Origin of the sequence: Paraburkholderia sp. BR10954, from assembly GCF_040965775.1 — a bacterium.
Lineage (GTDB): Bacteria > Pseudomonadota > Gammaproteobacteria > Burkholderiales > Burkholderiaceae > Paraburkholderia > Paraburkholderia youngii.
In genome coordinates this window covers 72,996-97,362 of record NZ_JBFRCK010000022.1, presented here as the reverse complement: position 1 = coordinate 97,362, position 24,367 = coordinate 72,996, and the positions used below count along the sequence as shown (strand labels likewise).

The 24,367-nt window shown below is 62.8% G+C and carries 21 protein-coding genes; 11 read left to right on the top strand and 10 right to left on the bottom strand.

Annotated elements, in window-relative coordinates; translation table 11 throughout:
- Positions 1-206: 206 nt before the first annotated feature.
- Genes AB4Y34_RS26650 through AB4Y34_RS26640 form a run of 3 tightly spaced genes read right to left on the bottom strand, consistent with a single transcriptional unit; the run spans position 207 to position 2,830 of the window.
- Positions 207-404 carry a hypothetical protein gene (locus tag AB4Y34_RS26650; protein ID WP_368717707.1) on the bottom strand — a complete coding sequence of 66 codons (198 nt, stop codon included), beginning with the start codon at positions 402-404 and terminating at the stop codon, positions 207-209.
- Positions 379-1,383, bottom strand: coding sequence for a cytochrome d ubiquinol oxidase subunit II (gene cydB, locus AB4Y34_RS26645; RefSeq protein WP_368717706.1), 1,005 nt, complete (start codon positions 1,381-1,383; stop codon positions 379-381). Before cydB ends, AB4Y34_RS26650 begins: the two co-directional genes overlap by 26 nt.
- 22 nt (positions 1,384-1,405) lie before the next feature.
- The gene (locus AB4Y34_RS26640) at positions 1,406-2,830 is read right to left on the bottom strand and encodes a cytochrome ubiquinol oxidase subunit I (protein ID WP_368717705.1); all 1,425 of its coding nucleotides are present in this window, start codon (positions 2,828-2,830) and stop codon (positions 1,406-1,408) included.
- 531 nt (positions 2,831-3,361) lie between these two features.
- On the opposite strand from AB4Y34_RS26640, the gene AB4Y34_RS26635 reads away from it, so the two are divergent.
- The 3 genes from AB4Y34_RS26635 to AB4Y34_RS26625 all read left to right on the top strand — a co-directional run bounded on the left by AB4Y34_RS26635 (position 3,362) and on the right by AB4Y34_RS26625 (position 6,690).
- Positions 3,362-4,183, top strand: coding sequence for an alpha/beta fold hydrolase (locus AB4Y34_RS26635; RefSeq protein WP_176105698.1), 822 nt, complete (start codon positions 3,362-3,364; stop codon positions 4,181-4,183).
- A gap of 365 nt (positions 4,184-4,548) precedes the next feature.
- A complete protein-coding gene (locus AB4Y34_RS26630) occupies positions 4,549-5,346 on the top strand; it encodes an NAD(P)-dependent oxidoreductase (RefSeq protein WP_176105699.1) in 798 nt (265 codons plus the stop codon).
- A gap of 45 nt (positions 5,347-5,391) precedes the next feature.
- Positions 5,392-6,690, top strand: a complete 1,299-nt coding sequence (locus AB4Y34_RS26625) for an MFS transporter (RefSeq protein ID WP_176382791.1) — start codon at positions 5,392-5,394, stop codon at positions 6,688-6,690.
- Between the two features lie 200 nt (positions 6,691-6,890).
- Here the strand turns inward: AB4Y34_RS26625 and AB4Y34_RS26620 are convergent, their stop codons facing one another.
- The 4 genes from AB4Y34_RS26620 to garL form a co-directional block, all read right to left on the bottom strand.
- Positions 6,891-7,181, bottom strand: coding sequence for a contact-dependent growth inhibition system immunity protein (locus AB4Y34_RS26620; protein WP_368717704.1), 291 nt, complete (start codon positions 7,179-7,181; stop codon positions 6,891-6,893).
- Between the two features lie 8 nt (positions 7,182-7,189).
- Positions 7,190-8,023 carry an RNase A-like domain-containing protein gene (locus tag AB4Y34_RS26615; RefSeq protein WP_368717703.1) on the bottom strand — a complete coding sequence of 278 codons (834 nt, stop codon included), beginning with the start codon at positions 8,021-8,023 and terminating at the stop codon, positions 7,190-7,192.
- Between the two features lie 392 nt (positions 8,024-8,415).
- On the bottom strand, positions 8,416-9,345 hold the full coding sequence (locus AB4Y34_RS26610; RefSeq protein ID WP_368717702.1) for a 2-hydroxy-3-oxopropionate reductase: 930 nt from the start codon (positions 9,343-9,345) through the stop codon (positions 8,416-8,418).
- Positions 9,342-10,142, bottom strand: a complete 801-nt coding sequence (gene garL / locus AB4Y34_RS26605) for a 2-dehydro-3-deoxyglucarate aldolase (protein WP_176382800.1) — start codon at positions 10,140-10,142, stop codon at positions 9,342-9,344. The genes AB4Y34_RS26610 and garL overlap by 4 nt, the downstream gene beginning before the upstream one ends.
- Before the next feature lie 238 nt (positions 10,143-10,380).
- Here garL and AB4Y34_RS26600 point away from each other — a divergent pair, with 238 nt between their 5' ends.
- On the top strand, positions 10,381-11,964 hold the full coding sequence (locus tag AB4Y34_RS26600; protein ID WP_176382802.1) for an aldehyde dehydrogenase (NADP(+)): 1,584 nt from the start codon (positions 10,381-10,383) through the stop codon (positions 11,962-11,964).
- A gap of 144 nt (positions 11,965-12,108) precedes the next feature.
- Here the strand turns inward: AB4Y34_RS26600 and AB4Y34_RS26595 are convergent, their stop codons facing one another.
- The 3 genes from AB4Y34_RS26595 to kdgD form a co-directional block, all read right to left on the bottom strand.
- Positions 12,109-12,852: a FadR/GntR family transcriptional regulator gene (locus AB4Y34_RS26595; protein ID WP_368717701.1), complete on the bottom strand. Its 744-nt coding sequence runs from the start codon at positions 12,850-12,852 to the stop codon at positions 12,109-12,111.
- Positions 12,853-13,076: 224 nt separating this feature from the next.
- Positions 13,077-14,435 (bottom strand): MFS transporter, encoded by a 1,359-nt coding sequence (locus AB4Y34_RS26590; protein ID WP_176382805.1) that lies wholly within the window; start codon positions 14,433-14,435, stop codon positions 13,077-13,079.
- A 189-nt stretch (positions 14,436-14,624) separates the two neighbouring features.
- On the bottom strand, positions 14,625-15,542 hold the full coding sequence (gene kdgD, locus AB4Y34_RS26585; protein WP_176105707.1) for a 5-dehydro-4-deoxyglucarate dehydratase: 918 nt from the start codon (positions 15,540-15,542) through the stop codon (positions 14,625-14,627).
- A gap of 254 nt (positions 15,543-15,796) precedes the next feature.
- Between kdgD and garD the strand changes: the two genes are divergently transcribed.
- From garD to AB4Y34_RS26550, 7 genes are all read left to right on the top strand, one after another.
- A complete protein-coding gene (gene garD / locus AB4Y34_RS26580; protein WP_176382807.1) occupies positions 15,797-17,386 on the top strand; it encodes a galactarate dehydratase in 1,590 nt (529 codons plus the stop codon).
- A gap of 100 nt (positions 17,387-17,486) precedes the next feature.
- Positions 17,487-18,341 carry an NAD(P)-dependent oxidoreductase gene (locus AB4Y34_RS26575; protein ID WP_176382808.1) on the top strand — a complete coding sequence of 285 codons (855 nt, stop codon included), beginning with the start codon at positions 17,487-17,489 and terminating at the stop codon, positions 18,339-18,341.
- On the top strand, positions 18,338-19,267 hold the full coding sequence (locus AB4Y34_RS26570; RefSeq protein WP_368717700.1) for an SMP-30/gluconolactonase/LRE family protein: 930 nt from the start codon (positions 18,338-18,340) through the stop codon (positions 19,265-19,267). Before AB4Y34_RS26575 ends, AB4Y34_RS26570 begins: the two co-directional genes overlap by 4 nt.
- A gap of 612 nt (positions 19,268-19,879) precedes the next feature.
- Positions 19,880-20,872, top strand: coding sequence for a TRAP transporter substrate-binding protein (locus AB4Y34_RS26565; RefSeq protein ID WP_176105711.1), 993 nt, complete (start codon positions 19,880-19,882; stop codon positions 20,870-20,872).
- Positions 20,873-21,039: 167 nt separating this feature from the next.
- Entirely contained in the window at positions 21,040-21,549 is a 510-nt protein-coding gene (locus AB4Y34_RS26560; RefSeq protein WP_368717699.1) for a TRAP transporter small permease, read from the top strand.
- A gap of 13 nt (positions 21,550-21,562) precedes the next feature.
- A complete protein-coding gene (locus AB4Y34_RS26555) occupies positions 21,563-22,915 on the top strand; it encodes a TRAP transporter large permease (protein WP_176105713.1) in 1,353 nt (450 codons plus the stop codon).
- Between the two features lie 78 nt (positions 22,916-22,993).
- Positions 22,994-24,232 carry a porin gene (locus AB4Y34_RS26550; protein ID WP_176105714.1) on the top strand — a complete coding sequence of 413 codons (1,239 nt, stop codon included), beginning with the start codon at positions 22,994-22,996 and terminating at the stop codon, positions 24,230-24,232.
- Positions 24,233-24,367 lie beyond the last annotated feature (135 nt).

Here is a 24,367-nt window from a genome sequence, read left to right as displayed (position 1 = left end):
CCTTGCCGTGCCGCGCGCCGCTTGGCAGGGCTGCGACGCGCATGGCCGGCTGCCGGCATCGTTCGATGCGCTTCGTGATGTTAAGGCAGGTCTCCCGCGCATAGGTTCCGGCTTGCTACGTAGACGAGCCGTGCGCAGCTTTTTTGAAGCGCTGGCGGGCGATCCGGCAAGTTATGCCCATCGGATCGGCACGGGTTCGCGCGCCACTATCTGACCGCAAACAGCGTCGCTTTCATCAGAAGCCTGAAGGCGAAACCGAGCGACATCGCCGCGGCCACGCCGAAGCACCAGAGCGCGATGAACCAGAGCCAGCCCGGCAGCTTGCGGCCGGGCGCTGCCGCATTGGCAGCGGGAGCCGACGCGCGGACACTCAGCTTTTCAGTGGTAGTGATGTTGGTCGCCATGACGCACCTTACCTCGAAAGACCCAGTAACCCATCGTCGTATACGCGACGATGATCGGCAGGATCACCGCCGCGCCGGCCAGCGTGAACGTCTGGCTCGTGCGTGGCGCGGCGGCTTCCCATAGCGTGAGGCTCGACGGAATCGCGTACGGCCACAGGCTCACCAGCAACCCGAGATAGCCGAGCAGCACGAGCGCCAGCGCGAGCACGAACGGCGTGTTGTGGTGGCGCGCGCGCACCGCGCGATGCATGAAGAACGCGCAGATCGCGACGAGGAACGGCACCGGCAGCAGACGATAGAAGATCCCGTCATGGAACCAGCGTTGCGCGATGCCCGCGTCCATCAGCGGCGTCCACAGGCTCACGAGCGCGATGAAGCCGAGCAGCACCAACGTCAGCGGCCAGACCACCCGATGCAGCCGGCGTTGCAGGTCGCCTTCGGTCTTCGCGACGAGCCAGCAGCAGCCGAGCAGCGCGTAGGTCGCGACGAGCCCGAGGCCCGTCAGCAGGCTGAACGGCGTGAGCCAGCCGAAGGCGTCGCCGGCATACGCGCCATCGACGACCGGAATACCTTGCAGGAAAGCGCCGAGCACGATGCCCTGGAAAAACGTCGCGCCCGCCGAGCCGCCGATGAACGCGAGGTCCCACAGGTGCCTCGTGCGACGCGACTTCGCACGGATCTCGAACGACACGCCGCGAAAGATCAGGCACACCAGCATGAACACGAGCGGCAGATAGAGCGCTGACAGCACGGTCGAGTAGACGACCGGAAACACCGCGAACAGCGCGGCGCCGCCGAGCACGAGCCAGGTTTCGTTGCCATCCCATACTGGCGCGACCGTGCTCATCATCAGGTCGCGTTCTTTCTCGTCCGGGAAGAACGGAAAGACGATGCCGATGCCGAGGTCGAAGCCGTCCAGCACGACGTACATGAAAAGGCCCAACGCGATGATCGCGGCCCAAACGACGGTTACGTCCATATTCTTTCTCTCGTAGCGTGGGTTAGACGACGTCGATCATCTGATCGGCGGCGGACAGCGGGCGGCGCGCGGTTTGCGCGGGCGTCGGCTGCGGCAGGCCGTGCGGCGTGTCATGCGGCTTGCCGCCAGGCAGTGCGGGACCCGAGCGCATCAGCTTCAGCATGTAGTAGATGCCGGTGCCGAACACGAGGAAGTAGACGGCCACGAACGTCATCAGCGACAGACCGACCTGCTGCGTGGTCAGCGGCGACACCGCCTGCGACGTGCGCATCACGCCGTAGACGACCCACGGCTGACGGCCCGCTTCGGTGGTGACCCAGCCGGCCAGCAGCGTGATGAAGCCGCTCGGCCCCATCGCGACGCACAGCCGCTGGAACCACTTCGCTTCGAACAGACGTCCACGGCGATGCAGCACCCAGGCCGCGATCGACATCGCGATCATCAGTACGCCGAGTCCGGCCATGATGCGGAAGCTCCAGAACACCACGGCCGAATCCGGCCGGTCCTGCGGCGGGAATTCCTTCAGCCCGCGGATTTCGCCGTCCCAGCTATGCGTGAGGATCAGGCTGCCGAGGTGCGGGATCGACACCGCGTAGTGCGTGGTTTCGGCCTCCATGTCGGGGATGCCGAACAGGTTCAGCGCGGTGCCGCCTTTTTCGGTGTCCCAGATGCCTTCGATCGCCGCGATCTTCGCCGGCTGATATTCGCGCGTGTTCAGGCCATGCTGATCGCCGACGAATGCCTGGATCGGCGTCAGAATCAGCAGCAGCCACAGCGCCATCGAGAACATCTTCTTGACGGCGGGATCGCGTCGGCCGCGCAACAGATGCCACGCGCCGACCGCCGCGACCACCAGCCCCGCGACGATGAACGCCGCCAGCGCCATATGCGCGAGCCGGTACGGGAACGACGGATTGAAGATGATCTTGAACCAGTCGAGCGGCACGACATGGCCGTCGACGACCTCGAAGCCCTGCGGCGTCTGCATCCAGCTATTGGACGCGAGAATCCAGAAGGTCGAGATCAGCGTGCCGATCGCGACCATCAGCGTCGCGCCGAAGTGCGCGCGCGGACTCACGCGCTGCCAGCCGAACAGCATGATGCCGAGGAAGCCCGCTTCGAGAAAGAATGCGGTCATCACCTCGTACATCAGCAGCGGACCGGTGATGGGCCCGGCGAAACTCGAGAAGCCGGACCGGTTGGTGCCGAACTGATAGGCCATCACGACACCGGAGACGACGCCCATGCCGAAGGCCACTGCGAAGATCTTCGACCAGAACAGACAAAGATCTTTGTAGTAGGCCTTGCCGGTTTTCAGCCAACGCCATTCGAGAACGGCAATGAAGCTGGCGAGACCGATGCTGAGCGCGGGGAAAACGATGTGAAAAGAAACCGTGAACGCGAATTGAATGCGCGCGAGATCGAATGCCGATAGTGCCGAGTTCATGATTCTGTTGTGCGTGATGGCCGCGTGAGCGGAATTACGCGCATCGACCGATATCGGTGCGCACTGCGCGGGGCAGATGGCGCAAGAGTAGGGGATCGAAACAAAATGTGTTGCAATGCGCTGTGCGTCAAAAAACCGCCTTGTTTTATGCGAAATACGCTAATCGATGAGGCAAGCCGTTGATGAGTCTCAAGTTTCCTTTAGCGGCCGATGCATGGCCGCATGTGCGTCGTTGCGGGTGCTGCGTCAATCGACCGCGCTGCAGCAATGCTGGTTGCGCGGCCTTGCGCGGCAAGGTCGAGAGCGGTGCCCGTCGTCAGCCGACAATCGATCCATCCAAACCGACTTCGTCGGCTCGCGCGCTAGTCAGGCGATTTTTTTATCTCTACGATTCGGCCGTTTCCGTAGTTCGGTTATCCATTGCCGTATTCGCACGGCGTTCCGTCATGCGTCGCGCGCATGCTTCGTGAGCAGCTTCCGCTTCATCCACCTGCCGGCGACGGCAGACTTCATCGAAAAAGGAGTCAGCAGATGAGCACGATCAGGACGAAAGACGGTACTTCGATTTTCTACAAGGACTGGGGCAAGGGTCGCCCGGTCGTGTTTTCGCACGGCTGGCCGCTGACGGCCGATGCGTGGGATGCGCAGATGCTGTTTCTCGGCAGCAAGGGCTTTCGCGTGATCGCGCATGACCGGCGCGGCCATGGCCGCTCGGAGCAGCCGTGGGACGGCAACGAGATGGACACCTACGCCGATGACCTCGCCGCACTGATCGAACATCTCGACTTGCAGGACGCGACGCTGGTCGGCCATTCGACGGGCGGCGGCGAAGTCGCGCATTACATCGGCCGGCACGGCACGGGGCGTGTCGCGAAGGCCGTGCTGATCGGTGCGGTGCCGCCGCTGATGCTGAAGACCGCCGATAATCCGCTCGGCCTGCCGATCGATGTGTTCGACGGCATCCGCAAGGGCGTCCTCGACGATCGCTCGCAGTTCTTCAAGGATCTGGCCGTGCCGTTCTATGGCTACAACCGCGAGGGCGCGAAGGTGTCGCAAGGCGTGATCGATTCGTTCTGGCGCCAGGGCATGGCCGGTTCGATCAAGGGGCTATACGACTGCATCAAGCAGTTCTCCGAAGTCGACTACACCGAAGATCTGAAGAAGATCGACGTGCCGACCCTGGTGCTGCACGGCGACGACGACCAGATCGTGCCGATCGACGCAGCCGGCCGACGCACCGCGGAGATCGTCAAGAACGCGACGCTGAAGGTCTATGCGGGCGGCCAGCACGGCATGTGCACCGTGGAGGCCGACAAGGTCAATGCCGACCTGCTCGAATTCATCGGCGCTTGAGCGATCAGAAACGCGCAATGAGGTGATTTTTTGACCGCGCGGGCGGCGCATGGACGCCGCCCGCGCCGGATGCCAGGCGACCGCGGGCGTCAGGCGAATGCACTTCTCGAACAAAAATGCAGCGCGAGTTATACGATGTCACATGAACACGACATTCGTATGTCTTTGTTTTTTAAGACGCTACGAAACTGGCCCTATGTAATTTAAGGGTAAATGCGGAGTTGAAGTCCGCGGGTTCATCGTCGATAGTACGTTATCGTACAACGCGGGTGTGTTATGCGACGCGCACAGCGCGATCCGCCGGCCGCTCAAACCTCTGTCCGTTCTCTGTAGACCTCGCGCGCGGCGCAGTTAAAGGAACCCCTATGAAGAAGATTGCCCTGAGTGGCGCCGGCGGCCAGCTCGGCTCCGTGGTACGTGCTGAATTCGTCGCGCGGGGCGTGCCGTTGCGCTCGGCCGCTGGCTCGAAAGTGCTGACGCCGCTCGTCGAAGGCGAAGACGTGATGAACGGCGACCTGCGCGACCCGGCGGTCGTCGACCGTCTGCTGAACGGCGTGGACGTGCTGATCCATTTCGCCGGCACGAGCGTCGAGCGTCCGCTGCCCGAGATCATCGAGAACAACCTGCGTGGCCTCGTCGAAGTCTACGAAGGCGCGCGCCGCAACGGCGTGAAGCGCATCGTGTTCGCGAGCTCGAACCACGCGATCGGCATGTATCCGGTCACCGAGCATCTGAGCCTCGACTGCGAACTGCGCCCGGACGGCTTCTATGGTCTGTCGAAGGTGTGGGGCGAGGCGCTCGCGCGCATGTACTGGGATAAGCACGGCATCGAAAGCGTGTGCGTGCGCATCGGCAGCTGCCTCGAGCGTCCGACCGAGCAGCGTCACTTGAGCACCTGGTTCGGCCACAAGGACCTGATGCATTTTCTCGATCGCTGCATCGAAGCGGAAGAGGTCGGCTTCATGACCATCTGGGGCGTGTCGGCCAATACGCGCAGCTGGTGGGACAACAGCGTCGGCGCCGCGCGTCTCGGCTACGAGCCGAAGCAGAACGCCGAAGACTACGCCGAAGACATCCTGTCTCGCCCGAATCCGCTCGATGAACTGGGCCAGCGCTTCCAGGGCGGCGGCTTCGTCGGCATCGACTATTCGCGCAAGGACTAAGTCCCGGGCAGTTCAACGGGCAGTGCATCACGAGGAGATGGAGTGGTGAAGATCAAGGGTATTCGCTGGTGGATGGTCGCGCTGGTCGCGGCCGGCCTGATCATCAATTACCTGGCGCGCAACACGTTGTCGGTCGCGGCACCGACGATGATGAAGGAGCTCGACATCACGACCGAGCAGTACGCGCACGTGGTCGTGGCGTGGCAGCTCTGCTATGCGTTCATGCAGCCGGTCGCCGGTTTCGTGCTCGACACGATCGGCACCAAGATCGGCTTCGCGGTGTTCGCGCTGGCGTGGTCGGTGGCTTGCGCGGCGGCGGCATGGGCGACGGGCTGGCGTAGCCTCGCGGTGTTCCGCGGACTTCTCGGACTCGCCGAATCGGCGGGTATCCCGGCTGGCGTCAAGGCGACGAGCGAGTGGTTCCCGGCGAAGGAGCGTTCGGTTGCGATCGGCTGGTTCAATATCGGCTCGTCGATCGGCGCGCTGCTCGCGCCGCCGCTCGTCGTGTGGGCGCTGTTTCACGGCCGCTGGGAACTCGCGTTCGTGATCGTCGGCGTCGCGGGCATCGTGTGGAGCTTGCTGTGGATCATCGTCTACAAGCATCCGCGCAACCAGAAGCTGCTGGGCAACGCCGAGCGCGACTATATTCTGAGCGGCCAGGAAGCGAAGCATCACGATGACATCAACACGCCGAAGCGCAACTGGCGCGCGATGCTCGCGAGCCGCGATTTCTGGGCGATCGGTATTCCTCGGATTCTGTCCGAGCCGGCCTGGCAAACGTTCAACGCGTGGATTCCGCTGTACATGATGACCGAGCGTCACATGAACCTGAAGGAAGTCGCGATGTTCGCGTGGATGCCGTTCCTCGCTGCCGATATCGGCTGCGTGCTCGGCGGTTATCTGAGCCCGCTGTTTCACAAGTACGCAAAAGTGTCGCTGTTCACGTCGCGCAAGATGGTGTTCGTGGTCGGTGCGCTGTTCATGATCGGGCCGGCGTGCGTCGGTCTCGTCGAGAGCCCGTACATGGCGGTGGCGCTGCTGTGCGTCGGTGGCTTCGCGCACCAGACGCTGTCGGGCGCACTGTACGCGATCACGTCGGATATGTTCGGCAAGCACGAAGTCGCGACCGCGACGGGCATGGGCGGCATGGCTGGGTATCTGGGCGCCGCGGCGTTCACCGCGCTGTTCGGTGTGCTCGTCACGCAGATCGGCTACAGCCCGCTGTTCGTCTTGCTGGCGGTGTTTGATCTGATTGCTGCGGTCGTGGTGTGTCTGATGGCCGGGAGTTCGGAGAAGATGCCGGAGCCGCAGTGGGTATCGTCCGATGCGGTGGCGGCGAAGTAAGGCGAAGTGGGGTCGGCTGGTATCGGCCGATCCCGCGAAAGAAGCGGCGCTCATGAGGTGGGCGCCGTTTTTTTTGGTCGGTTGTGCGGCCGTTTTCGAGTTGGCGATGTCGCGCCGTGAGTGTTGCAGCCGGCAAGCAGACTAGTCGCCCAATAGACGTTTTAATTCTTCCAAGAAGGATGCGGGAGCATCGGGACAAACTACTCGCTGAGAAGCCTCTTTAATTCGTCAAGAAATGAGGCGGTCGTGTAGCCCCATAGTTTGGGAGAAAAATCTTGACCATAGGCATCTTTGAACGCTGAGTCCAAATCGTCCGGGTGTTCGCCCAGAAATGAATTGATTTCATGAACCATCTCGAGGTGGCTCTCGCGTGGGCAGTCTCTCTTGTAGCAAGAGATGATTTCGGGAATCGTATTTCCCCATATATCGAAATCCTCATTCAGGTATGCACCAAACAGCTGATACATTTTGGGGTAGCGGGTTGATAGCATAGATTTCTCTATCTAATGTAAGCAGTAACAATATAGTATGGCATTCCGTTGTAGGTTTGATATTTCAGAACGACTACAACCTCATTCATGGGCGTCAGTTTTCCTGTCTCCCTCGTTATGCCATAGCCAACGTTACCCGCTACGCGCCGCGTCAAAGCGAGAGGGCCGCCTCGGCCCGAAGACTGCGCCCATTCCCGAATGATGGTCGCATTGGCACGCATGACTTCTGAGATGGCCGATTCGGCCCGTTCAAGGTTGGTGAACGACGAAACCTTCTCTCGACGCGGCTCGCGTTTGAGTCTTTCTCGCAACTGCGCTTCGGTCCGTCCGACATGCTTCAAGAGCGTGTGTCCGCCAATCCCGCTCCCTGCCCTCGCTTCGTGCATGTCCAGACTGATCCGGCCCATCGCGATGCGCGAAGCCCGTATAGCCTTGATCGAACTAGCAAAGCCAAACGGCACGACCATATCGAGCCACAGACCGATATTGTTCGCCATATCGGGGCTGGCCTTCATCGCTTGCGCGAGTTTCGTCGTGCCCTGTTGGGTCAGCGTCGCCGTATCTCGCGCCGTCCAGATCTGACGCAAGCCAGCGGCCGCCGTGTCCGAGCCATGTACGCCGAACACAACGCATCCAGCCTTGCTCGCCATGGTCGGTTCAGGCATCACACACAGCGCGCCGGCCCCGACCATTTCCAGCAAACCGCCGACAAGTTGCAATCCGCCCCATAACCGGTTGGAAAGCATTTCGCTGTGGCTTATCGATTGGCGGGTCAGCACCGCCGCTAGTTGCGGCGCACTCAGCACGACACGCACGCCGTCGCCATCTTGTTCGCACGACATTCGGTATTCCTCTGTGATTGTTCGAGGCCGCCAACGTAGCAGTCGACCACAGGGACAGGAAATGGGCGATGGATGATTCTTGTGTCCCATTAATCCGATGAGCTGCGATTCATTGACTGCATATCGCTGGTAGTCATGCACTAGCGACGCGGCTTAACGCACAGGAGCAGACGTCAATCCGAGGAGACACGGGGTAGGGAGTCGCCATCGCTAAACACGATACAAACGTGTCGCGTCAGGCGGCGAAAAAGCTCTACGGCCCGGAAGAGGGAAAGGGCATCACGCGCGAACTACGCACGACGCCCAAAAATGCAGAGTGCAATCGAGCCGGCCATCGGTCAAATAAATACCGACGGACAACCCGATTGCAACGATTTCGAACCTACATCAAATCAAGCCGTCTTCTGCCCAATCTCGTGATTCGCGAGCACTTCGAGCGCGCGCACCATCGCCGAGTGGTCCCACGCCTTGCCGCCGTGCGCGACGCACGCGTTGAACAGCGCCTGGCAGGTGGCGGTGTTGGGCAGCGACACGCCGAGCGCCTGCGCGGTCGACAGCGCGAGGTTCAGGTCCTTCTGGTGCAGCTCGATGCGAAAGCCCGGATCGAACGTGCGCCTGGTCATGCGCTCGCCGTGCACTTCGAGAATGCGCGACGACGCAAAGCCGCCCATCAGCGCCTCACGCACGCGCGCCGGATCGACACCCGCCTTCGACGCGAGCAGCAGCGCTTCGCCGACCGCTTCGATGGTCGCCGCGACGATCACCTGGTTGGCCACCTTGCACACCTGGCCCGCGCCCACCGCGCCGATCAGCGTGACGTTCTTGCCCATCATGTCGAACATGGGCTTCACGCTGTCGAACGTGGCCTGTTCGCCGCCGACCATGATGGTCAGCGAGCCGGCCTTCGCGCCGACTTCGCCGCCCGAGACCGGCGCGTCAAGATAGTCGGCGCCGGTTTCGCGCACCCGCGCCGCGAACTCGCGGGTCGCCATCGGCGAGATCGAGCTCATGTCGACGACGGTCTGGCCGGCGCGCAGCGCGCTCGCGAGGCCGTTCTCGCCGAACAGCACGCGCTCGACGTCCGGCGTGTCCGGCACCATGACGAAGATCACGTCCGCGTTGTCTGCGACCGCGGCGGGGTTGTCGCATGCGACGGCGCCGGCCTGCGTCAGTTCCGCGGGCACGCCGCTACGCGTGAACGCTGCCAGCGACACGCCGTTTTTCAGAAGGTTGGCGGCCATGGGCTTGCCCATGATGCCGAGTCCGATAAAGCCTGCTTTTTTCATGGAATGCTCCGAAGATATCGTGGCGGCCGCGTTCAAGCTTCGCCCGCCGGTTTCTGCATGAAGTGTTTCTGCGCCGCTTGAGCGGCGCCCTTGAGCAGCCCGAGATCCGCGCAGACGGCGACGACGCGCGCGCCCATCGACAGATAACGTTCCGCGTCGGCCTGCACCGGCGCGAGAATGCCGCTCGACTTGCCTGCCGCCCGCGCGCGCTCGAACACATGCGCGATCGCCTGCTGCACGTCCGGATGGCCCGCGTTGCCGAGGTGGCCATACGATGCCGCGAGGTCGGACGGACCGATGAAGACCGCGTCGATGCCGTCCACCGCGAGAATGCTGTCGATCGCCTCGACTGCCTTGCGGCTTTCGATCTGCGGAATCACGCAGATATTGTCGTTGGCGAGCGCAAAGTAGTCGGGCACGGTGCCATAGCGGTTGCCGCGATGGCCGACCGACACGCCGCGGATGCCCTGTGGCGGATAGCGCGTTGCCGCGACCGCGCGGGCCGCGTCGTCAGCACTGTCGACGAACGGAACGAGAAAGTTCGAGAAGCCGCTGTCGAGGAATCGTTTGATCACGACGCTGTCGTTAGCCGGTGGCCGGACGACCGGCGCGCTGCCGCTGTCCTTGAGCGCCATCAACTGGGGGATCAGCGTGAGCACGTCGTTGGGCGCGTGTTCGGCGTCCAGCAGCATCCAGTCGAAGCCGACCGTGCCTAGCAGTTCAGTGGCGATCGGGCTGGCAAGCGATGCCCAACAGCCGATCTGGGTTTTTCCCTCGCGCACCGCGCGCCGGAAGCGGTTGGGCAAGGATTCGTAAGGCGTGACGGCGGGCATGCGGTGTCTCCTCGAACTACGATGGATCGGGAACCAGGCTTCGACGACCGCAATAAATCACGCAGAATGCGAGGTTATAAGTCGTCGTATGACTGTGGCAGATTAGCACTGAGCCCCTTGGTTGTAACGGTCGTGTAAACCCGAATGAGCCTGTCCGACAAGCGTTTCGGGTTGCGTGGAGGCCCCGCAATGTTGTAGGATGACCTATATCTGAAGCCTTCATTTAAGGAAAGCCAAAATGCCCATTACCGGTGAAATGCTGATCGGTCGCAAAGCAGTGCGCGGCGAAGAAAAACCGCTGCGCGCGTTCAATCCTGCCACGGGTTCCGAGATTGCCGAGCCGGTGTTCGGCAGCGGCACCGTGGAGAACGTCGAGCAGGCCTGCGCGCTCGCGCAGCAGGCGTTCGACGCCTACCGTCAACTGCCGCTCGCAGTGCGCGCCGAGTTTCTCGATCGTATCGCGGACGGCATCACCGCGCTCGGCGACGAGCTGATCGAACGCGCGATGGCTGAATCGGGCCTGCCGAAGGCGCGTCTGGAAGGCGAACGCGGCCGCACCACCGGCCAGTTGAAGCTGTTCGCGCAAACCGTGCGTGCGGGCCAATGGCTCAACGCCACGCTCGATTCGCCGCTGCCTGAACGCAAGCCGTTGCCGCGCTCGGATCTGCGCATGCAGAAGATCGCGCTCGGCCCGGTCGCCGTGTTCGGCGCGAGCAACTTCCCGCTCGCGTTCTCGGTGGCGGGTGGCGACACCGCCGCGGCGCTCGCTGCCGGTTGCCCGGTCGTCGTGAAGGCGCACCGCGCGCACCTCGGCACCTCGGAGCTGGTCGGTCGTGTGATCCAGCGCGTCGCGCAGGAAATGGATCTGCCCGAAGGCGTGTTCTCGATGATCGTCGGCGCGGGTAACTCGGTCGGCGAGGCGCTGGTTGCGCATCCGGCCATCAAGGCGGTCGGCTTCACCGGTTCGCGCGCGGGCGGCACGTCGCTGATGCGCGTCGCGGCGGCACGTCCGGAGCCGATCCCCGTCTACGCCGAAATGAGCAGCATCAACCCGGTGTTTTTGCTGCCGAACGCTCTGACGGCACGCGGCGACAGCATCGCGCGCGGTTTCGTCGACTCGCTCGTGCTCGGCGCGGGCCAGTTCTGCACGAACCCGGGTCTCGCGATCGCGATCGACAGCGACGCGCTGAAGGGCTTCGTCGCGACGGCATCGGAAGCGCTCGCCGCCAAGCCGGCGCAGACCATGCTGACTTCGGGCATCCACGCCGCGTATGAAGACGGCGAAGGCAAGCTGGCTGCAACCAGGGGTGTCGAAGTCGTGGCACGCGGCGTCGCCGCTACCGGCCCGACCCAGGCTTGCGCGGCGCTGTTCGTGACCGACGCGCAGACGTTCCTCGCGAACCCGGCGCTCGAAGACGAAGTATTCGGCCCGGTGTCTACGATCATCCGCTGCAAGGACGAGCAGGAAATGCTGAAGGTCGCCGAGCACTTCGCCGGCCAACTAACCGCGACGCTGCAGATGGACAGCGCCGACGTGGCGGCAGCGAAGAAGCTGGTGCCGATTCTCGAGCGCAAGGCCGGCCGCATTCTGGTCAACGGTTTCCCGACTGGCGTCGAAGTGTGTCACGCGATGGTCCACGGCGGCCCGTTCCCGGCAACGTCGGACAGCCGCGCGACCTCGGTCGGCACCACCTCGATCGACCGCTTCCTGCGCCCGGTCTGCTACCAGGACTTCCCTGCCGAGCTGCTGCCGCAAACGCTGGCCGACGGCAACCCGCTGGAACTGTGGCGTCGTCGCGATGGCGAACTCACGCGCGGTTAATCGTGTGACGCCGTCCTGAACGGATGCGCGCCTGGTGCCGAGATCGACACCAGGCCCGCATCGAAGGGAAGGGCGGTTGCAATCACAAAAAAAATGGCCGGGAATATTCCCGGCCATTTTTTTCGCCTGCGTGCTTCGTGAAAATCAGCTGTTCGCGTCGTTCGCTTCATTCGCGCGACGCAACCGCTCGCGGCTATTCGACAGATGCATGCGCATCGCCGCCCGCGCGCCTTCGGCGTCGTGCCGGCTGATTGCCTCGAGGATGCTTTCATGCTCGAGGTTCACGAGCGACAGATATGCATCTGGATCGGCGCGCGCGATGCCGGCCGAGTCGAGCCGGTTGCGCGGAATCAGTGCGCTGCCCATCTGCGACAGGATGTCGACGAAATAGCGGTTGCCGGTTGCGCGCGCGACCGAGATGTGGAACTGCAGGTCGGCCTCCACGCTGTCGAGTCCGTTGTGACGCGTGGCCTCGATCGCGTCGAGCGCGGTACGCATGTGCGCGAGGTCGTCCGGCTTCGCGCGTTGCGCGGCAAGACCGGCGCATTCGGTTTCGAGGCTGATGCGCAGCTCCAGAATGGACAGCACGTCGCGCAGCGTGGTGGCGGGCACCATGTCGATGCCGAGCTTTTCGCGCTGCGGCTCGAGCACGAAGCTGCCGATACCGTGCCGCGTCTCGATGATTTTGCCTGCCTGCAGGCGGGAGATTGCCTCGCGGATCACCGTACGGCTCACGCTGAGCGTGTTCATCAGCTGCGATTCGGTCGGGAGTTTGTCGCCCGGCTTCAGCACGCTGGCCGCGATCTGCTCGGTGACGTAATTGACGACGAACTCGGCAAGATTGCGAGCGCGTCGTGGCGGTGCCGCGGATGCTAGTGGTGTAGCCATCGAAAACGCTCCTTGTTTGAAAAATCGCGGGGAATCCTGCATTTTTATTATATCGTCGTCTGACGACTGATTATATAAGCGCCGGATCGAATTCGGCGCGATTGTCACGTATAGCGGCGGATGCCCGCAGTTTGGCGCCTCAGTGCGCATGGCTCGCGCGAGGCGCCAGGCGTCCGCCGCCCGGAAGTACGATAACCGGAACGATAACTGAGCCTATAACGGCCTCACGCCGAACGCAACTCGACTCGCCGGATATCCTTGACGATCACCAGATAGCTGATCACCGTCATCAGGGCGTTCGCGCCGACGAACACCAACGCGCCATTGAACGAGCCCGAGCGCGCGACCAGATAACCGATCACGATCGGCGTCACGATGCCGGCGATGTTGCCGAACATATTGAAGATCGCGCCGGACAGACCGAGCGCTTCCTTCGGCGCCGTATCGGCGACGACGGCCCAGCCGAGCGCGCCGATGCCCTTGCCGAAGAACGCGAGCGACATCAGCGCGACGACGATCCAGTCGGTCGACACGTAGTTGCAGCCGATGATGCAGGTCGACAGCAGCATGCCGCCGACGATCGGCACCTTGCGCGCGACGGTCAGCGACCAGCCGCGGCGGATCAACCCGTCCGACAGCACGCCGCCGAGCACGCCGCCGAGAAAGCCGCAGATCGCCGGCAGCGAGGCCACGAGGCCCGCCTTCAGGATCGTCATGCCGCGCGCCTGCACGAGGTAGATCGGAAACCACGTCAGGAAGAAGTAGGTCAGCACGTTGATGCAGTACTGCGCGAGATAGACGCCGAGCAGCATGCGGTTACCGAGCAACTGACGCACGAGCGTCCAGCCGCCGGTCTTCGAGACGTCGTCCGGACGCGTCTTGCGCGCACCGCTGACGAGGCCGCCGCCTTGCTCGATGTACGCGAGCTCGGCGCGCGATACGCCCGGGTGATCGGCGGGATTCTTCATGACCTTCAGCCACGTCAGCGCGAGCAGCAGCCCGACCACGCCCATCACGACGTAGACCGTCTCCCAGCCGAACGCATGCGTGAGCCACGCCATCAGCGGCGTGAACACGACCGCGGCGAAGTATTGCGCGGCGTTGAAGATCGCCGACGCGGTGCCGCGCTCGTTGGTCGGGAACCAGCTCGCGACCACCTTCGCGTTCGCCGGAAACGCCGGCGACTCCGCCGCGCCCATCACGAAGCGCAGCACGAACAGCGCGGTGATCGCCGCACCGGCGCTGCCGAGCAGGCCGACCGAGCTTTGCAGCAGCGTGAACAGCGACCACAGGAAGATGCTCGCCGCGTACACGCGGCGCGCGCCGAAACGGTCGAGCAGCCAGCCGGCCGGCAGTTGCGACAGCACGTAGGCCCAGCTGAATGCGGAAAAGATATAGCCCATGCGAATCGCGTCGAGGCTGAACGCGGTGCGCATCGCGGAACCGGTGACGGACAGCGTCGCGCGGTCGGCATAGTTGAGGGTGGTGATCACGAAGATAAGCGCCAGAATCCCGTAGCGGACCTTGGTGCGTGCCGCGCTAGAGGCGGCGTCGGTGGAACTGGCCGTGCGGCTCAAGTCCATGGGTCATCTCCTGTATTGTTGGGCGAAGTGTGGTCTCTACGCCGGGCGGTCCGCAGACCACCTGCCTGTCGCGCAAATGCACGAACGCCCGGCAACGTTGCCGTGCCGGGCGTTCGCAACGGGGCCGTCTATGCAGCCCTCGTCGATGAGGCTCGCGAGCTTCTTCGCTCGAAGCCCGACGCCGGTGCGTTACTGCGGTCCGAGCTTCTTGATCAGCGCGTCGAGCTGTTCCAGTTCTTCCGGCGTCAGGTCGGTCAGCGGTGCGCGCACCGGACCTGCGTCGTGGCCGACCAGCTTCGCGCCAGCCTTGACGATGCTGACCGCATAGCCTGCGCGGCGGTTGCGGATCTTCAGGTACGGCAGGAAGAATTCGTCGATCAGCTTGCCGGTCGTTGCGTGGTCGTCAGCGGCGATCGCGCGGTAGAACTCCATCGCCGTCTTCGGGATGAAGTTGAATACCGCCGACGAGTACACCGGCACGCCCAGCGCCTTGTACGCGGCAGCGTAGACTTCCGCAGTCGGCAGGCCGCCGAGGTACGAGAAGCGCTCGCCGAGGCGGCGGCGGATCGTCACCATGTTTTCGATCTCGCCCACGCCGTCCTTGAAGCCGATCAGGTTCGGGCAACGGTCGGCCAGACGCTCGAGCATGTCGGCGTTGAGCTTCGAGTTCGCGCGGTTGTAAATGATCACGCCCATGCCCGGAACGGCCTTGCAGACCTCTTCGGCGTGCGCGGCGATACCGTCCTGGCTTGCTTCGGTCAGGTAGTGCGGCATCAGCAGGATGCCGTGCGCGCCGAGGCGCTGCGCTTCCTTCGCGTAGGCGATCGCCACGCGGGTCGGGCCGCCTGCGCCGGCGAGGATCGGTACCTTGCCCTTGCAGACTTCGACCGCGGTCTTGACGACTTGCGTGTAGTCGTCTTGCGTCAGCGAGAAGAATTCGCCCGTGCCGCCGGCGACGAACAGCGCCGAAGCGCCGTACGGAGCAAGCCATTCGAGGCGCTCTGCGTAAGTGTTGGCGCGGAAGTCGCCGTTAGCGTCGAAGTCGGTGACGGGGAAGGACAGGAGGCCTTCGGAAACGATCTGCTTGAGTTCCTGCGGTGTCGTCATGATCTAAATATCCAGGCGTCGGATGGGTCGTTAGTAGGATCCAACTAGTACGACAGACGTCGTACTAGTAGAAAATCTTGGAAAACAGATTTCTTATACGTCATCGTACAACAACGAATCTCGTAACTCAACGGGGTCTTCACGGCATAATGCTGTCTATAGGGTAAATACGGAACATCCGAGCAAACTCTAACGTTGTAGGATGACGTATGATTGCTGGCGAAGCAGGCCTATCACGCCTCAAGGATTGATCAATGGAACAAACTCCGCTCTACATCCGCGTTCATCCCAATGACAATGTCGCGATCGTCGTCAACGACGGCGGTTTGGGCGAGGGCGCGGTATTTGCCGATGGGCTCAGGCTGCGCGAGCGTGTGCCGCAGGGCCATAAGGTCGCGCTGGCCGATCTCGCCGAGGGCGACGAGGTCATCCGCTATAACGTCGTGATCGGTTATGCGCTGAAGCCGCTGCCGAAGGGCAGCTGGATCAACGAGCACGTGATCCGCATGCCGAGCCCGCCGGGACTCGAAGACCTGCCGATCGCCACGACCAGGGCGCCGGACATGCCGCCGCTCGAAGGCTACACGTTCGAGGGCTACCGTAACTCGGATGGCTCGGTGGGCACGCGCAACATCCTCGCGATCACGACCACCGTGCAGTGCGTCGCCGACGTCGTGCAACACGCGGTCACGCGCATCAAGGCCGAGCTGCTGCCGAAATATCCGAATGTCGACGATGTCGTGAGCCTCGGCCACACCTACGGCTGCGGCGTCGCGATCGACGCGCCCGACGCGATGGTGCCAATCCGCACCGTGCGCAACATCGCGCTGAACCCGAACTTCGGCGGCGAAGTGATGATGGTGAGCCTCGGCTGCGAGAAGCTGCAGCCCGAGCGTCTGATGCCGCCGGGTACGATCCCGATCGCCGCGGCAGCGTTGGTCGACGACGTCGCCGACATCGGCGATGTCGCGCTGGACCAGAACGGCGACGTCGTGGTGCTGCAGGACGAATCGCACGTCGGCTTCCAGTCGATGATCACGTCGATCATGAGGATGGCCGAAGGGCATCTGAAGCGCCTGAACAACCGTCGTCGCGAGACCTGTCCGGCGTCGGATCTGGTGATCGGCGTGCAGTGCGGCGGCAGCGACGCGTTCTCGGGCCTGACCGCGAACCCGGCCGTCGGCTTCGCGACCGACCTGCTGGTGCGCGCCGGGGCGACCGTGATGTTCTCGGAAGTCACCGAAGTGCGCGACGGCGTCGATCAGCTGACCGCGCGCGCGGCCAACGCGGACGTCGCGGCGGCGATCATCCGCGAGATGCAGTGGTACGACGATTACCTGAAGCGGGGCGGCGCGGACCGCAGTGCGAACACGACGCCCGGCAACAAGAAGGGCGGCCTGTCGAACATCGTCGAAAAGGCGATGGGCTCGATCATCAAGTCGGGCAACTCGGCGATCTCCGGCGTGCTGTCGCCCGGCGAGAAGGTCAATCAGAAGGGCCTGATCTACGCGGCGACGCCGGCCAGCGACTTCATCTGCGGCACGCTGCAGGTTGCGTCGGGCATCACGCTGCACGTGTTCACGACCGGCCGCGGCACGCCGTACAGCCTCGCCGAAGTGCCAGTCATCAAGGTGGCGACGCGTTCGGACCTCGCGCGTCGCTGGCATGATCTGATGGACATCAACGCCGGCACGATCGCGACCGGCCAGTCCAGCATCGAGGAGGTGGGCTGGGAACTGTTCCGCCTGATGCTCGATGTCGCGAGCGGCCGCAAGGAAACCTGCGCGGAGAAGCTCGGGCTGCACAATGCGTTGACCCTCTTCAACCCGGCGCCGGTGACCTGATCAGGCAACCCGCACCATCCAATCTCAGGCGAGCGCCGGTCCAAACGGCGCTCGCTTTTCCGTTCAGAACACCCGACCGCAATCACAACAGCAAAGAGACATGACCGATTTGAACGTTGACCGCTCCGCGGCAAAGAAACCCTTCCGCCGTCTGCTGCTCACTGGCGCCGCGGGCAACCTCGGCAAGCAACTGCGTCCCGCGCTCGCGCAGTGGGCCGACATCGTGCGCGTATCCGATATCGCGCCGCTCGGCGAAGTCGCCGCGCACGAGGAAGCCGCCGTCGTCGATCTCGCCGATGCAGCGGCCGTGCACGCGCTGCTCGAAGGCGTGGACGCGGTGGTGCATCTCGGCGGCATTTCCGTCGAAGCGCCGTTCGAAGACATCCTCGAAGCGAATATCCGCGGCCTGTACAACGTGTACTCGTCGGCGCAAAAGCACGGCGTGAAGCGCATCGTCTACGCGAGTTCGAATCACGCGGTGGGTTTCCATCCGGTGACGTCGGTGCTCGGCACCGACGCGCCGCTGCGTCCGGACGGCATGTATGGCGTGTCGAAGTGCTTCGGCGAATCGCTGTCGCGCTACTACTTCGACCGCTTCGGCCTCGAAACCGTGTGTCTGCGGATCGGCTCGTCGTTCGAGCAGCCGAAGACCGCGCGCATGCTCGTCACGTATCTGAGCTACCGCGACTTCATCGAGCTCGTGCGCTGCTCGCTGTTCACGAACCGCGTCGGCCACGCGATCATTTACGGCGTGTCGAACAACCGCACCGCGTGGGTCGACAACACGAACGCCGCGTTCCTCGGCTACCGTCCGCAAGACAGCTCGGCGCAGTTCGAACACCTGTTCCCGCCGAGCGCCCCCGACGCGCGCTTCGACGACCCGACCCAGCTGTACCAGGGCGGCCCGTTCGTGCTCGCCGGTCCGATGGAGCCGAAGCGGGAGCCTAAAAGATGAGCGCAAATCCGCAAGTGGAACGCTTCGAAGCGGCCGGTCCGTTGCCCGCGGCCACCGGTGAAAGCCCGGTCTGGCGCGCGGCCGAGCAGGCGTTGTACTGGGTCGATATTCCGGCGAGGAAAATCGTGCGCGGCTCGCTCGAAACTGGCAAGCGCACCGAATGGCTACTGCCGGAGCAGGTTGCCTGTATCGCGTTCGATCACGCTGGCACCGTGCTCGTCGGCTGCGAGACCGGCTTGTTCGCGGTCACGCTCGCCGACGCGTCGAATGCGCGGGGCGGCGAGCTGCTGACAGCGTCGCTGCGCAAGCTCGCGGCGCCTGAATTCCCGCATCGCGGCATGCGTTTCAATGACGGCCGTTGCGATAGGCAAGGGCGCTTCTGGGCCGGCACCATGGTGATGGACATGGCGGCGGCAATCCCGGGCGGCGCGCTGTACCGCTTCGATGAGAAGGGCGTGCTGTCGGCGCCGGTCGTCGATTCGCTGATCACGCAGAACGGCCTCGGCTGGTCGCCGGACGGCACGACGATGTATCTGTCGGACTCGCATCCGCTGCGCCGGCTGATCTGGGCGTTCGACTACGACGTCGACACCGGCGAGCCGCGCAACCGCCGCGTGTTCGCCGATCTGCATCACTATTCGGGCCGTCCGGACGGCGCGGCGGTCGATGCGGACGGCTGCTACTGGATTTGCGCGAACGACGCCGGTCTGCTGCTGCGTTTCACGCCGCAGGGCAAGCTCGACCGGCAGATTCCGGTGCCGGCCATCAAGCCTGCGATGTGCGCATTCGGCGGCCGGGATCTGGATACGCTGTTCGTCACGTCGATCCGCCCGGCCAACGGCGCGAGCGAGCACGACGGCCATGTGTTCGCGCTGCGGCCAGGCGTGAGCGGGCTGCCTGAGCCCGAATTCGCGGGCCAACTGTAATCTTGCTTACATGAGGCATGCGCCGGGACGAACTTTTTCTCCCGGCGTTTTCATTTTTGGGGACGTTCGTGTGGCCCTTTATTCGTCACTCGTCATACAACATTTGACGGGAAGACCATCTTCCCGCATCTTTGTCCGGCAAAAATACAACAATTCCGGAGACCGATGCCAATTCGCTCTCATTCGGCGCCGGACGGCGCGGGGCTTGGCGGCGTGCGATGCCGGTCATAGGTGCCAGCGCTCTTCTTGATCCGGGTAAATACCGTCTGTACAAGTTAAAACCCCTTTTATAGACTTCGTATGTCGTCGTACAACATATAAGTGCAAACAAACGGCTTTCTGTGTTTGTGTGACAAGTGCAATTTGGTAGGTTTTCAGGTCAGCCGTGCGGCTTTGGTCGATGCCGCATGCATGTCGGAAGCCGGCCGGCGTGATTGAAATAAGTAGTCGAGTTGTCGATTGGAGTGCTGGGTCAACTGTGCCGGGGAAGTTGCACAGCCAGTACGGCCAGCGCCCGCACCTGCGAAGGCGGCGGGCGCGAAGCCGGAGACGCGTCAAAACCATGTCACATCCGCTGTCGCTGGGATGGTCCATTTTTCAAGGAATGTCACGATGAACAAGAAGTTTGCCTCTTCCCGTGTTTCGATGATCGTCGCAGCCGCGGCGTTGGCGTTCAGCACGATGTCGGCTGAAGCACGCGTGTTCCGCGTTGCCGATGTGCACGGCGACACCTTCCCGACCAATATGGCCGTGAAGTACATGGGCGAGCAGATCAGCAAGGCGACCGACGGCAAGGACTCCGTGAAGGTGTTCGGCAACAGCGCGCTCGGCTCGGAAAACGACACGATCGACCAGGTTCGTATCGGTGCGCTCGACATGACGCGCGCGAATGGTGCTGCGTTCAACGAAATCGTTCCGGAATCGATGATCCCGTCGCTGCCGTTCCTGTTCCGCGACGTCGATCACTTCCGCAAGGTCATGTACGGTCCGGAAGGCCAGAAGATCCTCGACGCGTTCACCGCGAAGGGCATGATCGCGCTGACGTTCTACGAGAGCGGCGCACGCTCGATGTACGCGAAGAAGGCAATCAAGTCGCCGGCTGACATGAAGGGCCTGAAGGTTCGCGTGCAGCCGTCGGACCTGATGGTCGACGAAATCAAGGCAATGGGCGGCACGCCGACGCCGATGCCGTTCTCGGAAGTCTATACGGGCCTGAAGACCGGCCTCGTCGACGGCGCCGAAAACAACATCCCGTCGTACGAAGAAACCAAGCACTTCGAAGTCGCTCAGGTCTACTCGGAAACCCAGCATTCGATGACCCCCGAAGTGCTGGTGTTCTCGAAGAAGGTGTGGGACACGCTGTCGCCACAAGAGCAGCAGATCATCAAGAAGGCCGCGGCTGACTCGGTGCCGTACTACCAGAAGCTGTGGACCGCGCGTGAAGCCGACGCGCAGAAGACCGTCACGAAGGGCGGCGCAACGGTGGTCGCGGCTTCGCAGATCGACCGTGCGGCTTTCGTGAAGGTGATGCAGCCTGTGTGGACGAAGTACGAAAAGACCCCGCAGATGAAGCAGATCGTCGACGAGATCCAGGCAATCAAGTAAGTCTCGCGTCCCGGGCGCAATCAGCAATAGCAACGTTTGTCGCAGCAGCGGCGTGAATGGTCCGCGAGGAAACTCGCGAGACATTCCGCCGCGCAGTTTCGCGCGCGCGGATCGCGTCGGGACGGCTGAATTTCAAGCACAGGTCGGACGTAAGCAAGGACAGGATCATGAGTTTCCTGAAACGCCCAAATGATTTTCTTTTTCGCGTGCTGCTGGTCGTGGCGTCGGTCAGCCTCGCCGCACTTTGCCTGCTCGTGATTTATAGCGTGGTGATGCGCTACGTGTTTAGCGACGCACCCGATTACGTCGAGCCCATCGCATTGTTGCTGGTGATCCTGATCGCGATGTTCGGCGCCGCATTGAAGGTTCGCGAGGGCGGTCACATCGGACTCGACTCGCTCGTCAAGAAATTGCCCGAGAAGGGCCAGGTGATCGCGAAAGGGATTCAGCACCTCTGCCTGATTGCTTTCGCGGTGGCCGTTTTCGTCGGTTGCTTCGAGATGGCCGAAACCACGATGGGCGACCGCATTCCGATCATCGGCGTGCCGGAAGGCGTGCGCTACTGCATCCCGATCTTCGCGAGCGTGTGCATCGCGTCGTTTTCGATCGAGCATCTGCTCGAGCTCTTTGCCGGGAAACGGGAAGAGCCAGCGCTCGAACTCTCCGCCACGGAATAAAAGCAGAGCCATCATGGAACTTGCCCTCCTTACCGTCAGTTTTCTGGTTTTCCTCTTTCTAGGGGTTCCGGTTTCATTCGCGCTGGGCCTGTCCTGCGTCCTGACGTATCTGTTCGAAGGTCTGCCGACCGCGACCGCGATGCAGTCGATGATTTCCGGCATGAACGGTTTCTCGTTCCTCGCGGTGCCGTTCTTCATCTTCTCCGGCGAGTTGATGCTCCACGGCGGCATCGCCGACCGCATCCTGCGCTTCGCGCAGGCCACGGTCGGCCATTTCCGCGGCGGCCTCGGCATGGCCAATGTGGTCGCCTGTACGCTGTTCGGCGGCGTGTCGGGTTCGCCGACCGCGGATACGTCGGCAATGGGCGGCGTGGTGATCCCGCTGATGAAGCGCGAAGGCTATAGCGCCGCATACGCGGTCAACGTGACCACGCACTCGTCGCTCGCCGGCGCGCTGATGCCGACGTCGACCAACATGATCATCTACGCGTTCGCGGCGCAAGGCGTAAGCGGCGTGCTGAACGGCAAGCAGATGAGCGGCGTGTCGATCGGCGATCTGCTGTTCTCGGGTCTGTTGCCGGTGCTTTGGGTGATGGGCCTCGTGCTGATCGCCGCTTACTGGCAGGCCGTCAAGTTCGGCTATCCGCGCCGTCCCGACGGTTCGACCCAATTACAGCGTTTCCCGGGCTGGATGGCGGTGCTGCGTACGTTCATCGGCGCGGTGCCAGGTCTGATGGTCATCGCGATCATTCTGTTCTGCGTGGCGCGCGGTATCGCCACTGCGACAGAGGCGGCCGCGATCGCCGTGGGTTATTCGCTGATATTGACCATCGTCGTATATCGCACGCTGACGCTGAAGAAGCTCGGCCATGCGCTCGGCAAGGCCGCGAAAACGACCGGCGTGGTGCTGCTGCTGATCGGCGTGTCGAACATGCTGCGCTTCCAGATGGCCTATCTGGAGATCCCGGACGCGATCGAACGCATGCTCGACGGCGCGACCTCGCTGCCGTGGCTGATGTTGTTGTACATCAACGTGATTCAGGTGTTCCTCGGTACGTTCGTCGACATGGCGGCGCACATCCTGATCACGACCCCGCTGTTCCTGCCGATGGCGATGCACAACGGCGTGGGCCCGGTTCAGTTCGGCATCATGATCCTGCTGAACTGCGCCTTGGGTCTCGTGCATCCGCCGATTGGCTCGGTGCAGTTCATTGGTTGCGCAATTGGCAATGTGTCGATAGGGGAAACTACTAAGGTGGCGTGGCCGTATTACCTCGCTATCTTCTCGGCCATCAATATTGTCACTTACGTACCGTGGTTCTCGACGTGGTTGCCGAGCGTCATCAACGGTCATCCGGTGTTCTGATTCAAATAAAACGTCTTACCCACACTCTGCGGCGCTTGCATAGCGCTGCTTCAAAAAGTTTTTAACAGAGGAGTAGAAATGAAAAAGACTCTCGTGGCTTCGGCAGTGGCGTTGGTCGCGCTTGGTGCACATGCTCAAAGCAGCGTGACGCTCTACGGTATCGTCGATGCTGGGTTGGGCTGGCAGAACAGCTCGACGTCGTTGAGCGCACTGGGATCGTCGAAGCCCTCGCCCGGTGGTGCTTCGAAAGTCCAAATGATCAACGGCGTCTGGGCTGGCAGCCGTTTCGGCCTGAAGGGCTCGGAAGATCTGGGCGGCGGCACGAAGGCAATTTTCCAGTTGGAACAAGGCTTTAACAGCGCAACCGGCGCGCAAGGCGTGTCGGGTCTGGCATTCAACCGCCAGGCATGGGTGGGTATGACGAACGGCCAGTTCGGTACGCTGACGGCCGGCCGCCAGTACACCTCGTACTACACGCTGCTGTCGCCGTATAGCCCGACCACGTGGCTGACCGGTTTTTACGGCGCGCACCCGGGTGATATCGACTCGCTGGATACGCTGTACCGCTCGAACAACTCGCTGGTCTATACGTCGCCGAGCTTTGGCGGCCTGACGGTCAGCGGTTCGTACTCGCTGGGCGGCAACGCAGGCAGCTTCGCCGCTGGCCAGGTTTGGAGCGTGGCAGCACAGTACCTGAACGGCCCGGTCGGCATCGCAGCAGGTATCCAGCGTATCGACAATGCGGGCATCTTCACCCCCGCCACCGCCACGGCCGCAGCCAGCACGAACTGGAATTCGGCGATGTCGAACAACGGCGCACAGCCGGCGGTCTCGGCAATCAACAACGGCTTCCAGACCGCAGCGAAGCAGCAGCGCGTCGCAGTGACGGGCGGCTACGCGTTCACCTCGGCGTTGGACGTTTCGTTCGCATACTCGAACGTTCAATACGCTGCGGGTTCGGGCTCGTTGTTCCACGGCACCCAAATCTGGAACACGGGTGGCGCAGTGCTGCACTGGAAGCCGATCTCGGTGCTGGACCTGGCCGCTGGCTATAGCTACACCCGTGCAACGTCGTCGAACGGCATTTCGGACACGGCTAGCTACAACCAGTTCAACCTGTCGCAGTACTACACCCTGTCCAAGCGCACCGGTCTGTACGCGCTGGAAGCCTATCAGCGTGCTAACGGCAAGACGCTGGCAGGCGACGGCAAGACGATCATCAACGCACAAGCAAGCATTGGTGACGGTCAGAACAGCGCGCCGGCATCGTCGCGCAGCCAGGTCGCTGTCGGCGTTGGTATCATCCACAAGTTCTAAACAGTTACTGAATACGTGGCGGCACGTTGTTTTGCCGCCACATCGACGCGATTTTTTTCGCGTTGTAAGCCTCGAAAGCTGCGCACCTCACGTGCGCAGCTTTTTTTTCGATGCCTCGTTTTATGCATCGAAGCG